A 14,657-nucleotide genomic window follows, 5' to 3' on the forward strand; every position below is an offset into this window, starting at 1 on the left:
CGCCTCACGCTTGGTGCGCGGCAATGGCTTCAGGACTTCCGTTATAGGATAAGCTTATTTAGTGTTTTCTTTAAAAAACGGAGATCATAATGGCGGGGGCACGGGATGTCTGTAGGACATCTCTGACAATCGTGTAAGACATTTCCTACAAATGGCCGTAGCTTTCGCTTACATCGACTCTACTACCGCTATCGCCGTACGAGCCGGCGCATCATAAAAATGCTGGCCCGAAGGCCGGCTAGCGGGGGCGGAGCCCCCTCCCCTGACGACTCGGTAGGGCGGGACGGTTCAACCATCACCGTCGATGCCCGGGAGACTGGATCAGTGCCGATGCTTTCCCTTGCGCTTGTGGTCGCGCACGATGAAGGCAACCCAGCCGCCCATGAAAGCGATCATCATACCGACGGTCACCAGTCCGAAAATTACCGCGTCACCCCAGTACATAGCGTTGTTCTCCCGTCGTGATGTGATGGCTTCACTCTAGCCGCCACCTGCCGGGAAAATCATGACCTGGGTCAAATTTGTACGCGGCAACCCGGGACGAGCGCCCCGTGGTTTGATCTACATCAGTTTTTTACCGTTTCCGGAGAGGGAGGGAGCCTCAGAGGGTGTTTACAAACGTGACGAGCGACGGCCAGGCAAGGCGAAATCAGCCGAAAAAGCGGAGTTTACGAGTTTGTAAATGAGCATTTTGATCGGACTCGCGCACGAGGCTGATTTCAACGCAGCATGGCCGAGCGCAGTAGTTTGTAGACTCCCTCTCAAGGCATCTTGCGATCTTCCACCTGTGTATGATCGACTTCGGGGGGCAATGGATGGCCCTTGGCCAGTTCGGCGCGCGTCGCCAGGCGGACGCTCAGCACCTCGAGACGATAGCTCAGAGTTTCGCCAGCCAGGGGATGATTGGTATCCACCGTGACCTGGGTGTCGCCGACCTCGAGAACGGTGACAATCTCCGGGCCATCGTCGCCCTGGGTCTGGAAGCGCATGCCGGGCGCTAGATCGTCGGCCGGGAAAGCGGTACGAGCAACCCGTTGCACCAAGGCTTCATCACGCACGCCGTAGGCCTCGGCGGGCTTCAAGGTCACGCTGAGAGTCGCCCCCTCAGGCTGCCCTTCCAAGGCACGCTCCAGGCCGGCAACGATGTTGTGGTGGCCATGCAGGTATTCCAGCGGGGTATCGCGGGCACGCGAATCGTCGAGTACCGTACCGCTGGCATCGCGCAGCGTGTAATGCAGGGTGACGACCTGCTGAGGCGCTATCCTCATGCGGGAATCTCCTGTGCTTGCAGCTTGAATAATCGGCTCAGGTGCGCCGGCGCAGTTGGGCGATCGGCATCACCAGGCGCTGCTGTTTGTGCAGCATGTTGAGCAACACGATGGCGCGCTCCTCGCCCTTCTGCGACTCGAACACCGCCTGCAGGTCGCGGAAGGGGCCTTCGGTGATTTCCACCGTATCTCCGGCCCGGAAGTAGACATGGGAAGTTTCGCGTATCTCGGCCGAGGGATGCTGGCGAAGCGTTTCGACCAGGCCGTCATCCACGGCCACTGGCTCGTCACCGAAGGTAACCAGTTTCAGGACACCACGGGTGGAGCGGATCGGTCGCCAGTTACTGGCCAGGCGATCCAGGCGAATGAACAGATAGTAGGGAAACAGGGGCTCGGGCACCCAGATCAGTCGTTGGCGACGCTTGCGCTGGACCTCGAGGACCGGGTGCAGGATCTCGTACCCCTGATTGTCGAGGTTCTCGGCGGCACGAAACGATTCACCACCCTTGCACTGAATGACATACCAGCGGGGAATGGCATCCTCGTCCTGTCCCTGGGAATCATCGATACGTTCGCTCATTTCTCTCCTGATGTTTCTCGCACTCCTGCTGGTGTCCGGTTTGCCGCTCTGCAACAATCTAGTGCCCTGGACCAAATCCAGGACACTAGGTCCCGGTCACCGCCGACTGAATGACTGGTGGCCTTTCGCACCGCACCTTCAGCATGGAAGATGTCATGGCCACCAGCGAACCAGTCTACCAGCCTCCCGTAACGCTTGTCCGGCTAGAACGCTGGTCATGGCCGCACAACAGTATCTCGCAAGGAGCCCCATCATGCCCCCAGTCAGTGTAAGACGCAGTTGGCGAGACGCGCTGGCCGTCTACCTGCGTGCCCCGGTCATCACCATGCTGTTTCTGGGCTTTTCCGCGGGCCTGCCATTCCTGCTGGTGTTCTCGACCCTGTCAGCCTGGCTGCGCAGCGATGGGGTGGAAGTCGCGGCAATCGGCTTCTTCTCGTGGATCGGTATCCTGTATTCGATCAAGTTCTTCTGGGCGCCGGTGGTCGACCGCCTGGCCCTACCGATCCTGACACGTACCTTCGGCCAACGCCGCGGTTGGATGTTGCTTGCCCAAGCCATGATCGCCACCGGCCTGGCGGCCCTGGCAAGCCTCGAACCCCAGCAGAACCTGTGGCTGGTCGCGGCCTTCGCCTTACTGGTGGCCTTCGGTTCGGCGACCCAGGACATCGCCATCGATGCCTTTCGTATCGAGTCGGCCCCCGACGATGTCCAGGCCGCCATGGCCTCGACCTATATCATCGGTTATCGCGGAGGGTTGCTGGCCGCCGGGGCCGGGGCGCTCTACGTCGCATCGCTGGCATCCTGGGAAGTCGCCTATCTGACCATGGCGGCGCTGGTAGGCGTCGGCGTGGTGACAGTGCTGGTACGTCCGGAGCCGAAACGGCTGTCGCTCAAGACCCAACTGATCCATGAGCCCCGGGTTCGTCAGTTCCTGCGTGCCAGTCGAGGCAAGCCTCGCCCGCTGCGTCGTCTGGGGGCCTGGGCGATTGGCGCCATCGTGTGTCCATTCACCGATTTCTTCACGCGCCACCGGCTCAAGGCATTGTGGCTCTTGGTGTTCATCGGGGTATTCCGGATCAGCGACTTGGCCATGGCATCGATGGCCAACCCGCTGTATATCGACCTGGGCTTTTCGCTGGCCACCATCGCCAACGTGACCAATGTGTTCGGTATCGCCATGAGCATCGGCGGTGGCATCCTCGGCGGGCTGCTGGTGGCCCGCTACGGCATCGGGCCGATCCTCGTGCTGGGCGCGGCCGTGGCGACCCTGACCAACCTGTTGTTCGCGGCGCTGGCACTCGCCGGCACCAATCTGCCCATGCTGGTCATGGCCATCGTCGGCGACAATCTGGCCAACGGGGTGGCCAGTACGGTCTTCATCGCCTTCTTGTCGAGCCTGACCTCACGCGCCTATACGGCGACCCAGTATGCACTGTTTTCGTCACTGATGACCCTGCCCGGCAAGTTCCTTAGTGGCTTCGGCGGATTGCTGGTGGCCGCCGAAGGCTATGCCACCTTCTTCGTGCTGGCCACGGCGCTTGGGCTGCCGGCCATCGTGCTGGCATGGTGGATCAGCCGCGATCGTGAACTGTTACCTCCACCGGCGGCAAGAGCGACATGACACCTATCGCTTGCTGGCAGCTCGGTACTCAACGCACGTTCAATCGAGCACGCTGCGCATCCAACCAGGCCAGGGCACCGCGCGTATTGGCCCACTGATCACGCATCAGGATGCGATACTGCCAGGCCTCGGCACGACTGCCTGACTCCGGTACCCCGTCGCCCGCCGATGCCGCACGGGGGTTATCGGCACACAGCATGGCGATAACATGGGTATTCACGATGGTCGCTTCGCGCAACGCATCGAACGCCTCGTCCCGGCGCTCTAGACGGTAGAGCGCCAGGGCCCGGCCCATCAATACACCCAGCATCGGTGTTTCCATCGGCTGCTGGCTGACCTCCAAGGCATGTTCGTTGCGTCCTTCGCGCAGAAGCTGGTCGAGCACCAGTTCTCGCAATCCCAGGCTATCCTGATCGTCAAGCGACAGCAGCCGCTCGGCAAGATGGCGAGAGCGCTCGCGAGCGCCACGCTCCATGCCCACCACCAGAGCCAGTCCGGTACGCAGCAACACGGCATTGTCAGCGACATCCCACACGAAACTTCCGCTGCCTTCGCCTTCCAATTGCGTCAACCAGCGCTCCAGGCGCAACGCCAGGGGTTCGAAAAGGCTCGGCGCCATCCACGGCAGGCTGCCGAAGCGACTGGTCAGGGCCAACGTCAACGATTGCACCACTCGGGGGGAATCGAGCCATTCGGGATGCGCGCAGAGGGCATTCAGCCACTCGCCGGCATGCGGCCAGGGATCGGCCTCGAAGCCCATCGCCGCCTCCTCGTCGACCGATACCTGGAAATACTCCTGCCAGGCGGCATGCAACGTGTCCTCGCGAGCGGTGCTGTGATACTCGAGTTCGCCTTGGGCATTGCACTGAAAATGCAGCAGCGGCGCGGTGGGCAAGACCTCCAGCAAGGCCTGCAGAGAGGCCAGCGGCTCGGCGAGGTCCTCCTCGGAGTTGACCATCTGCTCGGCCAGGGTTGCGCCGGGGTTATCGGCCAGTTCGGCGAGAAAGGCCAATTGGTCGGCATCGAGGTCGCCCTGACGGGACAGTCGCCGGAACCAGAAGCGTGCGCGTTCGGCGGCCTCTTCAGCGTTGCCTTCGTGCAGCAATAGCATGGCCTCGATATAGGCCAGGGTCGGCGAATCCGGCAAGGCTTGCTGGGCACGCACGAACGCCTCGCGCGCGCTCGCCAGGTCGTCGCTATCGAGGTACATCAGGCACAGGCGCTCCAACGCCACACCACGCAGGAACAGCGGGCCATGTTCAAGCACCTCGTCCAGCAGGGCGGCCCGCTTGCGATGAAAGCCGCGCTCCTGATACAGATCGACCAGCAGTTCGAAGGCCGGCTCGGCCTGCTCGGGCAGACGCGCCCAGTCGCCCTGATCGAACAAGGCCTCGAGAATCTGTTGGGCGCGACCGCGCTGGCCACTTTCGGCGGCGATCAGCCCTGCCTCGAGCAACGCCTGGGCCGGCGCCCGGCCACTGGCCAACGCGGCCTTCAGGGTCTCCCCCTTCCACTCGCGCAGCGATAGCATCCACATCAGATGATCAGGCACCGGTCCTGGCAGGTTGACGGCACCGCAACAGTGCTTGGTCTTGCGTCCCGAATCGCACCAGCAGGGCTCGTTACGCCCCGGGCGGGCCAAGGGTTCGCAGGCGAAACCGCGCCGCTCCAACGGCGTCTGCGACCACAGCTCCGGCGCCAAGGCTTGCGCCATCGCCAAATTGCCACCCAGTGCCAATTTGCCGCGCTCACGGGTCCAGGCCATAAAAGACGGGTAGTGCTCGTCGTCGCGAATCGCCTCCAGCGCCTCAGTGGCAAATCCCAGCAGTTGTTCCACCCATGCCGCCAGCATCGCAATCTCCGCCACCCTGAAATCGGATTAGTCTAACATGCCACTCGATAGGGACTCATCCGCGATGGTGCGCGCTTTTTACCAATGCTAGGGTGAGCCAGCTTCTGTCGATCGTCACAGGATTGCCATCTTGCGCTTGCCTTTTCGTCGTTCACGCTCCACCAGCCATGAAACGCCCCAAGTGCGCCTGGAGCGCGAGGGCCGCGACGAGATCAACCGCATCACCCAGGCGGTGGAAAAAGTCCCCTGGTCGATCAACCTGCTGCAGATCCTTTGGACCGCGGGACCCGTCACACTGCTGGGAGCCTGGGGAGGCTACCTGCTCGGCTACGGCCGCGCGCCGACGACCGAGAATTACATTTTCTTCATCACTTACACGGTGATTACCGGTGCGGCAGGGATCATCGCCAATGTGGTGCATCACTTCACGGGCGCGCGCAAGGCCGAGAAGACCACGGCCAAGATCGAACGAGTCATCAGGACACTGCCCGAGTTGCTGCTGGTGACCCGTGACCTGATCGTCGAAAGTCTGGAAGGCGACGCAAGGCGACGCGAAGCCGCCGCCATGCTGCTGCGCAAACAGGACCTGTCACCGGAAGGAGTGGAACTAGCGGCACTGGAATTGCTCAACGACCGCGACAGCGCCCGCATCATCGGCCAGATCGATATCTATCGCCGTGTGGGGTTGCATGCGCGAATTCGCGACATGATCGCGCTGTATGGCGAGACCCTGGAGCCGCAATTCACCGAACTCTCCGAGGCGGCTCCCCAGGCCACGGCGCTACTGCGCGAGCGTTTTCAGGGTCATGCACCGGACCTTCGCCACGGCGTGCCGCGCGACGACAACTTCATCGAGCGTGTCCTGGCCGCCATCGAGCAGGACAATGAATTGCTGATGACCCTCCAGGACGTGGAGGAAATGCTGATCCTGGCCTTCGAGCTGATCAGCGGACGCAAGATCCCGATGTTGACCTTCGAATATCGCGGCCGCTGGAGGCTGGCGCGGGCCTTCGATGCCCTGGAGCAAGCGCGCGCACGGCATCGTATCGCCCAAGCTACCGGCCTATCGCGGCTCAAGGCGTTGACGGTGTATCTTGCCGAACAGTCCGGCACCTTGGTCGAGGATGCCGCGTCGGGCCTGCGCGCCGAGATCCTGCTGTCTCGTTCGTTGCAGGCCATGGACGCGTTGGCCGAGCAGATCCAGCACCTGGCCCAGGCGGTAGCCGAGGGGCAACATGAGCGGCGTGGCCAATTGCGCCACAAGGCCGACCTGCTGACCAACGCCATCCGCCTCTACAAGAGCGTTTCCAGCGCCTATGAACAGGTAGGTAGGCACCACGTCCAACTGCTCAAGATGCTCGAGCGCTGGGAGAAGATCAGTGCCGAATTCGCCGATGCCGACACTCGCCTGCGCCTCGGTCCCGGCCGCCGCGGTTTGCGCATCCGCGAACATGTGATCGCTCTTGACGATGAGGCAAAGGCGCGCGTCTGCAAGCATCTCGCCGACCACCTGTCACGTGCTGGAATCGAGCATCGACCGATCAAGCTCACCTACGGTGAACGCGAGCAGCGCCTAAGCGTGGGCGTCGACAGCGCCAAGCGTCTGGCCATCGAAATCGCCCTGGCCTTGGAGCCACACATCCAGCTATCGCGCCCCGAGGTACAGCGTGCCATCAACACCACCAACGCCGCCGATTTCGGCCAGCTCGAACCGAATCTGTCGGCGGCCGCCAAGGCCGCCCTGGGGGCCGCCATGGTCAAGGAGGTCGACGTCGACCTATCGCGCAGCGCCGAGCAACTGGCTCTGGCCCTGGTGCGTCACTACCGGGTGGAGCTCGAGCCGGCGGCCATCGATTTTCTCACCGAGCAATATGGAGCCCGCGAGAGTACCCTGCGCATGCTGTCCCACTATCACGCCACGCATCCCCAAGGCGATCCGCGCAATGTCAGCTACTTGAGTCAGCGACCGCCGGCGGTGGGTGCAGTGCATCGCGACTGGTATCGCGCCTTGGTCCAGGCACGCCGGGCGCTCGACAGGCGGTAATGAATCATATGCTGCGCCCCCATTCGAGCAGCGGCTGAGTGCGGGCGTGCATATCCAGCCGCGCCCCGAGGCGCACCATGTTCCAGTAATGCCCGTTCAGGGTACGCGATAGCAGCAAGGTGTCGGCAGGCGGTTGTAAACGATCCAAGGCCGCCCACACGCGCGGACTCAACTCGCGCAAGCGCCGGTGGATGCGTACGTCGCCGAAGTCCTGGGGACCCGGCGCGAACAATGGCGCAATCGCCTCGGCCGACTCGCGATACAGCGCCAACGGTGCCCCTTCGCCCTGGCGACCTCCCAGTCGCTGCAATGCGATATCCATGCCCAGGGGGTCTTGGGCCAAGGCCGCATCGAGAAGCTCGAGCATGGCTTTCAAGCGCGCCGCCGGCACGGGGATGATCGCGCCTAGGTCATAGATGACCAGACGCCCCTCGTCGTCACTGGCAAAATTGCCGGCATGCGGGTCGGCATGCAGTTCTCCGTAGGTGAATAGCTCCTCGGTCAGCCAATCGGCCAAGTAGGTCGCCAGCTTCTGGCGCTGGGCATCCGGCGCCGTTTCCATTTCGCGCAACGGCGTGCCGGAAACGTGACGCATGGCCAGCACGTGTGGGCCGCACAACGCCTCCAGGGGTTCGGGGAATACCAGCCAGTCGCACTCTGCGTAACGTCGCCGATAACGTGCCAGCGCGCGTGCCTCGGCACGGTAATCCAGCTCGCTGCGCAGGCTCGCGGCGAGCTCCTCGAACAGCGCGTCGAGACGCACCTGCGGCACCCTGAGCCAGCGTCCCAGGCGCATCATGCGCCGTACCTGGACCAGATCACTCTCCAGCACCTCGACCATTCCCGGATATTGCACCTTGAGCACGACCCGCTCGCCCTCGCGGGTGGCCGCACGGTGCACCTGGCCCATCGAGGCACTGGCGAATGGCGTCTGCTCGATCTCGCTGAATACCGATTCAGGATCGCCATACTGCATCACCAAGGCCTGGCGAATCCTCGGCCAAGGCATCGGCTCCGCCTGACGCTGCAGGCGCGCCAGTTCATCGGCCAGGTCGGGTGGCAGCAGATCATCCCATTGCGCCATGATCTGGGCCAGCTTCATGGCTGGCCCCTTGAGTTCGGAAAGCCCCTCGAACAAGGCTTCTCCCAAGGTGCGCCAATCGGTTTCCCGTCCCAGACGGCTACCCAGCAGCGCCCCGCCGGTACGCACGCCCAATCCCAGCAGACGTCGTGTTCTGCCATGCTCACGCATAGTCGTACAATGCCTGTACATTGATGAATTCAGGGTATACCTGGCAGCTCGCCGGCGATACTGTAAGAATATCCACATTTCACAAGCCGGGAGCCCCCATGCGCCTGATCATCGCCGAGAAGCCCAGCCTGGCGCGTGCCATTGCCGATGCCCTGCCCGGCAATTCCAAGCGCGAAGACGGCGCCATCACCGTAGGCGACTCCCTTGTCACTTGGTGTCTCGGCCATCTGCTCGAACAGGCCTCGCCCGATGCCTACGATCCCGCCTACAAGCAATGGCGCCTCGATCATCTTCCCATTATCCCCCAGCAATGGCGACTGACGCCGCGTCCCAAGGCACGTGGCCAGTTGGCGGTGATTCGCCGCCTGCTCAAGCGGGCCACCAACGTGGTTCATGCCGGAGACCCCGACCGTGAAGGTCAATTGTTGGTCCAGGAGGTGATTCACTACCTGGGCTGGAAAGGCCCGGTATCACGACTGCTGGTCAGTGACCTCAACCGTCCGGCTGTGGTGAAGGCCTTAGCCCATCTGGACGACAACGCCCGCTACCAACCGCTGTACCGTGCCGCCGAGGCCCGCTCCCGCGCCGACTGGTTGTACGGTATCAACCTGTCGCGGGCGTGGACACTGGTCGGACGCCAGGCCGGCCATGATGGCGTGCTTTCCGTGGGCCGCGTACAGACACCGGTATTGGGTCTGGTAGTACGCCGCGATGCCGAGATCGCCGCGTTCCAGCCCCGTCCCTTTCATGTGCTGTGGGCAGACCTGGCCGTCGAACACGGCCAGCTACGCGCCTGGTGGCAACCCGGCGAACACCATCCATTGGATGACCTGGGCCGGCTGCTGGAACGTGCTCCCGCCGAAGTCCTCGCTTCACGCCTGCCCGGTGCGGAGGGTAGGCTGGCACGGCTGGAAACCCAACAGAAGCGCCAGGCAGCGCCGCTGCCTTACTCGTTGTCGGCCCTGCAGGTCGATGCCGCGCGCCGCTACAAGCTGTCGGCCAAGATGGTGCTGGATGCCTGCCAGAGCCTTTACGAACGCCACAAGCTGATCACTTACCCACGCAGCGACTGCCGTCACCTGCCCGAAGCGCACTTCGCGCTGGCGCAACGGACTCTGCAAGGCGCCTGTGGCGGCGATGGCACCCTGCGGCAGTGGTTCACCGGCGCCGACTTCACGCGCCGCTCCAAGGCCTGGAACGACCGCAAGGTTGGTGCCCACCATGCCCTGGCGCCCACCGGCACCCAGGCCGACATGAGCCGCCTGTCGAACACCGAGGCCAATGTGTTCCGCCTCATCGTGCGCAACGTGTTGGCACAGTTCTATCCGACGCTGGAGTTTCGCGAGATCAAGGCCGAGTTCGAGATCCTGGGCGAGATGTTCCGTGCCCAGGGCCGCGAGATTCTCGAGCCTGGCTGGAAGCCGCTGTTCACCACCCGCGACGAAGCCCCGCCCTTGCCACCCCTGCGCGAGGGCGAGCCGGCCAGAGTGATCGACCACGGCGTGGAAGACCGCGAGACCCGGCCGCCGGAACCGTTCACCGATGCCAGTCTGATCAAGGCGATGATGAACATTGCCCGCTATGTCGAGGATGCCGAAGTCAAACGCACCCTGCGCGACACCGATGGCCTGGGTACCGAAGCCACCCGCGCCGGCATCATCGAAACCCTGCTTACCCGTGGTTATCTGATTCGCCAGCAAAATGCCCTGCGCGCCACCCGTACCGGGCATGCGCTGATTCAGGCGCTGCCGGAGGCCGCCAGCCGACCGGAGCGCACCGCCCTGTGGGAACAGCGCCTGACGGCCATCGCCGAGCAGGACGCTGTCCCAGCGCCCTTCCTCGATGGCCTAGTCACGGATCTTCGCGAGCTGCTGGCCGCAGCCGATGCGATGCGCATGCGTGAGGCTTTCGGCAATGCCCAAGGGGTCGAGGCGCCGGCACGCACCAAGCGCCAAGCCAAGGGCCGGCGCAGTAGCGGGCCTAGACGCTCGAGCAACGGCAAGCCGGCAGCGCGACGCCGCCGTTCGAACAAGGAACCGTCATGAGCCGCCAGACGCATCTGATCGTCGGTCCCGGCGCCCTGGGCAGGTTGCTGGCCGTCTCCCTCGCCGATCAGGTACCGGTCGCATTGCTTGGGCGGCGCCAACCGCCGAGCACTCTGACCTTGACCAGCCCCGAAGGCGAGAGGCGTGTTCGCAACATCCTCGGTTTGGTGGCCGAAGACCTGCCCCCCGAGCTGGCGTCGGTGATTCATATCGCCACCAAGGCCCATGCCGCGGAGTCGGCCTTCAGCGCCATCGCCGACCGCGTGGCCCCTGATACACCGCTGGTGCTGTGGCAAAACGGCTATGGCGTTCAGGAAACCCTGACTCACCGCTGGTCGGGGCCGGTGCTGTGCGCGACCACCACCGAAGGTGCCTATATCCAAGGTGACGACGAAGTCGTTCACGCCGGCCATGGCCACACGGCACTCGGCCAACTCAAAGGCCAGCACGGCGAACTGGTCGCACGCCTGGCCGACACACTCACCGACGCCGGGCTTCCCACCACACCCGTCGACGACATCCGACTGCGGCTGTGGCACAAGCTGGCGATCAACGCCGCCATCAACCCGCTGGTGGCCCGCTTTCGGATTCGCAACGGCCAGCTACGCGACCGCCCCTTCCGCCCCATGGTCGAAGCCGTAATCGTCGAAGTCGCCGTCATCATGGCCGCCGAACGCATTCCCGAACCGCCGGATGGCTGGCATGACCTGGTGTGGAAGGTCATCGAAGGCACCGCCAACAATCGTGCCTCCATGCTGCAGGACGTGCTGGCTGGTCGCCCCACCGAACACGACGCCATTCTCGGCCCACTGCTCCGGGCCGCGAATCGGCACGGCTTGCCATGCCCGACCCTGCAAGGGCTATACGACGCCTTGAACGCACGTTGAGCGGCGGATCACCTCACCCTAGCCCCTCCTCATACCCAACAGCACGACTTCCTTCTCGATCTCTTGACCCGGCAGCGGACTCAGGGCTTATGCTCTATATTCAATCAGTCGGCAGGGTGATATTCCCGAATGGAACTGTTACCTTGCGGCTTTATCAACCTACTTACAGGGAGTCACACAAATGAGTCTCAGAATCGGTGATACCGTTCCGGATTTCACTGCGCAAACGACAGAGGGCACCCTGAATTTCCACGAATGGATCGGCGACAGCTGGTGCATTCTCTTTTCGCATCCCAAGGACTTCACCCCGGTTTGCACCACCGAGCTAGGCTATATGGCCAAGTTGAAACCCGAGTTCGACAAGCGCAACACCAAGATCATCGGCTTGTCGGTGGACCCGGTCGACAATCATACCGCCTGGTCGAAGGACATCGAGGAAACGCAGGGTACGGCTCCCAACTACCCGATGATCGGCGACGAAACACTGGAGGTCGCCAAGCTCTACGACATGTTGCCGGCCGACCTGGAAGGCACTGCCGAGGGACGTACCCCTGCGGACAATGCCACCGTGCGGTCGGTATTCGTCATCGGACCGGACAAGAAGATCAAGGCGATGCTCGTCTACCCCATGACCACCGGGCGTGATTTCAACGAGGTGCTGCGTCTGCTGGATTCCGTCCAGCTAACCGCCAAGCACACCCTGGCCACACCGGTGAACTGGAAGCCCGGCGAAGATGTCATCATTCCGCCGTCGGTCAGCGACGAGGAAGCCAGGCAGAAATATCCGGAAGGCTTCACCACGCTGAAGCCCTATCTGCGTACGGTCAAACAGCCGTCCTGATGGGACGGATAGGGGCTCTGGTCCTCTAGGGCCCCTCTTTAACTTTCCCACTCGAGCCGCGCTTCGAGCCCTCCTTCCTGACGGTTGCGCAGGGTTAGCTGTGCTTGCTGACGTTTGGCCAGCTCCACGGCAATGGACAGCCCCAAACCACTGCCACTGATCCGCTGATCGGCAACACGTCGAAACCGCTCGGTCACCGCCTCCAGCAGTTCCTCGGGGATCCCCGGACCAGTGTCGCGAATACTCAGCCATGTGCCCCGCTCGTCACGACCAAGCGCCACTTCGACCCGGCCACCATCGGGTGTGTAGCGCAGTGCATTGTCGAGCAGGTTGCGGATCAGAATGCCTAACTCAGTGGTATCGCCCTCTACCCATAGCGGTGCCGATTCCCTCACTTCCAGCTTCTGGGCGTGGGCCTCGGCCAGTGGCCATAGCTCCGCCGCCAGTTCCAGCACCAAGGCACGCAAGTCGAGACGTTCGACTAGCGTCATCCGCTGGCTGTCGAGACGCGCCAGAATCAGCAACTGATCGACGACTCGCTGCAAGCGCTCGATACCGTCATAGGCTTTGCGCAGCGAGGCCTGCTCACCGGCCATGGCATTGTCGAGATGAATCTTCAATGCCGCCAACGGTGTGCGTAACTCATGGGCGGCATCGGCGGTGAACCGTCGCTCGCGTTCCAGGGCTTCGCTCAGGCGACTCATGAAATCGTTGAACGCATCTCGCAATGCCACCAGCTCCCGCGGCACCGCGAGTTCGATATGGCTGAGGTCACGGGCACCACGTCCCTTCACTTGTCGTGAAAGACGTGCGATAGGCTCAAGACCACGGTGGATCAGCATTCCCATCAGTACCAGCAACACCGGCAAGGCAATCAGCATGGGCAGGAGGTCGGCCAGAGCCACCTTGCGTGACAGTTCGTCGTGAAAGTCCTCGCTCAGGCCGATGCTCAACCAGCTCTGCCCCTCGTTAAGCGGCAAGCTGAACACTCGCCAGCGCTGACCGCCGTATTCCTGCCAGCGATAGCCTTCCCTGTCGGGTCCCGGAAAGGGACCGGCATCATTCCATTCGGCTCCCAGCAACCAAGGGCTGCCATCGGCGTTCCAGACCCCGACGGACAACATCCGCTCTTCATGGTGGTATCGCTTGCTGGAAGACGAGTTGTCATCGGGCGCTTTATCACCATACCAGCGCGCCGGATGCCCCGGCTGATCCAGATGACGGGCAATCCTGGCATAGGTGTCGCGAGGTGTCTGCGGGTCAACCAACGCCGAAACGATACGCCCTTGCAGACTCAGCTGCGCATCCAGGATTTCTTCCATCTCGTGATGGGTGATGAAATAGGCGGCGACCAGGCTCAGTGTGGCGACAGCCACCAACACCAGTGCCAATGTCGAGGTCAGGTAACGACGGATGGAACTCATGCCACTCGACTATCCAGGCGATAACCGATCCCACGCACGGTAGCGATCAGCTTCTTATTATCGAGCTTGCGACGCAGGTGGTGCACATGCACCTCCAAGGCGTTGGACGCCACTTCCTCGCCCCACCCGTAGAGCAGGCTTTCCAGACGTGAGCGTGGCAGCACCTTGTCAGGGTGACGCGCCAGCTCCAGCAACAAGGCGAATTCACGCCGTCCCAGGATGACCTCCTGCCCCTGCCAGCTCACCCGATGCTGGGCCTCGTCGATCGCCAGCCCGCCAAGGATCAACTCCTGAGAGGCACGACCTTCGGAACGACGCGTCACCACCCGCAAGCGGGCCAGCAGCTCCTGGAGGTCAAAGGGCTTGAGCACATAGTCATCGGCACCGGCGTCCAAGCCGCGAATGCGTTCCTCCACGGCATCGCGGGCCGTGAGTATCAACACCGGCAAACGACTATGACGACGAATTTCGGCCAATACCTCCAAACCGTCGATATCGGGCAAGCCCAGGTCGAGTATTACCACCGAGAAATCCTCGGTCTTCAAAGCCGCCAGAGCATCGACGCCCCGTGACAACCAGTCCACCGCATAGCCAGCACGTATGAGAGCGGTCTTGACGCCATCACCAAGCAGCGGATCGTCTTCCACCAGCAACACTCGCATCGTCTGTCCTCACTAGGGTTTGTCCGAAAAGTCGCCGAGCGATGGCCAGACAAGGCAAACATCAGCGAAAAGACGGAGTTTACGTGGTTGTAAATGAGTACTTTGAGCTGATTTTTAACGCCGTATGGGCGAGCGCAGGTAGTTTTCGGACAAAGTCTAACTCCTGACCGCCATCATCGAC

At 62.6% G+C, this 14,657-nt stretch carries 12 protein-coding genes; 5 read left to right on the forward strand and 7 right to left on the reverse strand.

The annotated features are described in order from the left end of the window. Positions 1-321: 321 nt before the first annotated feature. The 3 genes from ccoM to rfaH form a co-directional block, all read right to left on the reverse strand. Positions 322-444 (reverse strand): cytochrome c oxidase subunit CcoM, encoded by a 123-nt coding sequence (ccoM, locus tag IE093_RS22615; RefSeq protein WP_268247381.1) that lies wholly within the window; start codon positions 442-444, stop codon positions 322-324. Positions 445-761: 317 nt separating this feature from the next. Next, complete coding sequence (locus tag IE093_RS02620; RefSeq protein ID WP_189465954.1) at positions 762-1,268, reverse strand: FKBP-type peptidyl-prolyl cis-trans isomerase; 507 nt, start codon at positions 1,266-1,268, stop codon at positions 762-764. A 37-nt stretch (positions 1,269-1,305) separates the two neighbouring features. After that, positions 1,306-1,848, reverse strand: coding sequence for a transcription/translation regulatory transformer protein RfaH (rfaH, locus tag IE093_RS02625; RefSeq protein WP_189465956.1), 543 nt, complete (start codon positions 1,846-1,848; stop codon positions 1,306-1,308). 253 nt (positions 1,849-2,101) lie between these two features. On the opposite strand from rfaH, the gene IE093_RS02630 reads away from it, so the two are divergent. Then, entirely contained in the window at positions 2,102-3,469 is a 1,368-nt protein-coding gene (locus tag IE093_RS02630) for an AmpG family muropeptide MFS transporter (RefSeq protein WP_189465958.1), read from the forward strand. A gap of 28 nt (positions 3,470-3,497) precedes the next feature. Here the strand turns inward: IE093_RS02630 and IE093_RS02635 are convergent, their stop codons facing one another. Further along, positions 3,498-5,321 carry an SEC-C metal-binding domain-containing protein gene (locus IE093_RS02635; RefSeq protein WP_189465960.1) on the reverse strand — a complete coding sequence of 608 codons (1,824 nt, stop codon included), beginning with the start codon at positions 5,319-5,321 and terminating at the stop codon, positions 3,498-3,500. Positions 5,322-5,451: 130 nt separating this feature from the next. Between IE093_RS02635 and IE093_RS02640 the strand changes: the two genes are divergently transcribed. Then, the gene (locus tag IE093_RS02640) at positions 5,452-7,365 is read left to right on the forward strand and encodes a hypothetical protein (protein ID WP_229803199.1); all 1,914 of its coding nucleotides are present in this window, start codon (positions 5,452-5,454) and stop codon (positions 7,363-7,365) included. Between the two features lie 4 nt (positions 7,366-7,369). Here IE093_RS02640 and IE093_RS02645 read toward each other — a convergent pair whose 3' ends face one another. Further along, the gene (locus IE093_RS02645) at positions 7,370-8,617 is read right to left on the reverse strand and encodes an ABC1 kinase family protein (RefSeq protein ID WP_189465962.1); all 1,248 of its coding nucleotides are present in this window, start codon (positions 8,615-8,617) and stop codon (positions 7,370-7,372) included. A 98-nt stretch (positions 8,618-8,715) separates the two neighbouring features. On the opposite strand from IE093_RS02645, the gene IE093_RS02650 reads away from it, so the two are divergent. The 3 genes from IE093_RS02650 to IE093_RS02660 all read left to right on the forward strand — a co-directional run bounded on the left by IE093_RS02650 (position 8,716) and on the right by IE093_RS02660 (position 12,390). Then, positions 8,716-10,662, forward strand: a complete 1,947-nt coding sequence (locus IE093_RS02650) for a DNA topoisomerase III (protein WP_189465964.1) — start codon at positions 8,716-8,718, stop codon at positions 10,660-10,662. After that, positions 10,659-11,549, forward strand: a complete 891-nt coding sequence (locus tag IE093_RS02655; protein WP_189465965.1) for a ketopantoate reductase family protein — start codon at positions 10,659-10,661, stop codon at positions 11,547-11,549. The genes IE093_RS02650 and IE093_RS02655 overlap by 4 nt, the downstream gene beginning before the upstream one ends. 181 nt (positions 11,550-11,730) lie before the next feature. Beyond that, positions 11,731-12,390, forward strand: coding sequence for a peroxiredoxin (locus tag IE093_RS02660; protein ID WP_189465967.1), 660 nt, complete (start codon positions 11,731-11,733; stop codon positions 12,388-12,390). 38 nt (positions 12,391-12,428) lie between these two features. On the opposite strand, the gene IE093_RS02665 is transcribed toward IE093_RS02660, so the two are convergent. Both IE093_RS02665 and IE093_RS02670 read right to left on the reverse strand, forming a co-directional pair. After that, positions 12,429-13,814, reverse strand: a complete 1,386-nt coding sequence (locus IE093_RS02665) for an ATP-binding protein (protein ID WP_189465969.1) — start codon at positions 13,812-13,814, stop codon at positions 12,429-12,431. Further along, the gene (locus IE093_RS02670; protein WP_189465971.1) at positions 13,811-14,476 is read right to left on the reverse strand and encodes a response regulator; all 666 of its coding nucleotides are present in this window, start codon (positions 14,474-14,476) and stop codon (positions 13,811-13,813) included. The genes IE093_RS02665 and IE093_RS02670 overlap by 4 nt, the downstream gene beginning before the upstream one ends. Positions 14,477-14,657 lie beyond the last annotated feature (181 nt).

Origin of the sequence: Litchfieldella qijiaojingensis, from assembly GCF_014651875.1 — a bacterium.
Lineage (GTDB): Bacteria > Pseudomonadota > Gammaproteobacteria > Pseudomonadales > Halomonadaceae > Litchfieldella > Litchfieldella qijiaojingensis.

Coding starts and splice junctions, on each gene's coding strand:
- IE093_RS02650 (WP_189465964.1), top strand. CDS start 8,716: ATGCGCCTGATCATCGCCGAGAAGCCCAGCCTGGCGCGTGCCATTGCC.
- IE093_RS02660 (WP_189465967.1), top strand. CDS start 11,731: ATGAGTCTCAGAATCGGTGATACCGTTCCGGATTTCACTGCGCAAACG.
- IE093_RS02630 (WP_189465958.1), top strand. CDS start 2,102: ATGCCCCCAGTCAGTGTAAGACGCAGTTGGCGAGACGCGCTGGCCGTC.
- IE093_RS02655 (WP_189465965.1), top strand. CDS start 10,659: ATGAGCCGCCAGACGCATCTGATCGTCGGTCCCGGCGCCCTGGGCAGG.
- IE093_RS02670 (WP_189465971.1), bottom strand. CDS start 14,476: ATGCGAGTGTTGCTGGTGGAAGACGATCCGCTGCTTGGTGATGGCGTC.
- rfaH (WP_189465956.1), bottom strand. CDS start 1,848: ATGAGCGAACGTATCGATGATTCCCAGGGACAGGACGAGGATGCCATT.
- IE093_RS02665 (WP_189465969.1), bottom strand. CDS start 13,814: ATGAGTTCCATCCGTCGTTACCTGACCTCGACATTGGCACTGGTGTTG.
- ccoM (WP_268247381.1), bottom strand. CDS start 444: ATGTACTGGGGTGACGCGGTAATTTTCGGACTGGTGACCGTCGGTATG.
- IE093_RS02645 (WP_189465962.1), bottom strand. CDS start 8,617: ATGCGTGAGCATGGCAGAACACGACGTCTGCTGGGATTGGGCGTGCGT.
- IE093_RS02620 (WP_189465954.1), bottom strand. CDS start 1,268: ATGAGGATAGCGCCTCAGCAGGTCGTCACCCTGCATTACACGCTGCGC.
- IE093_RS02635 (WP_189465960.1), bottom strand. CDS start 5,321: ATGCTGGCGGCATGGGTGGAACAACTGCTGGGATTTGCCACTGAGGCG.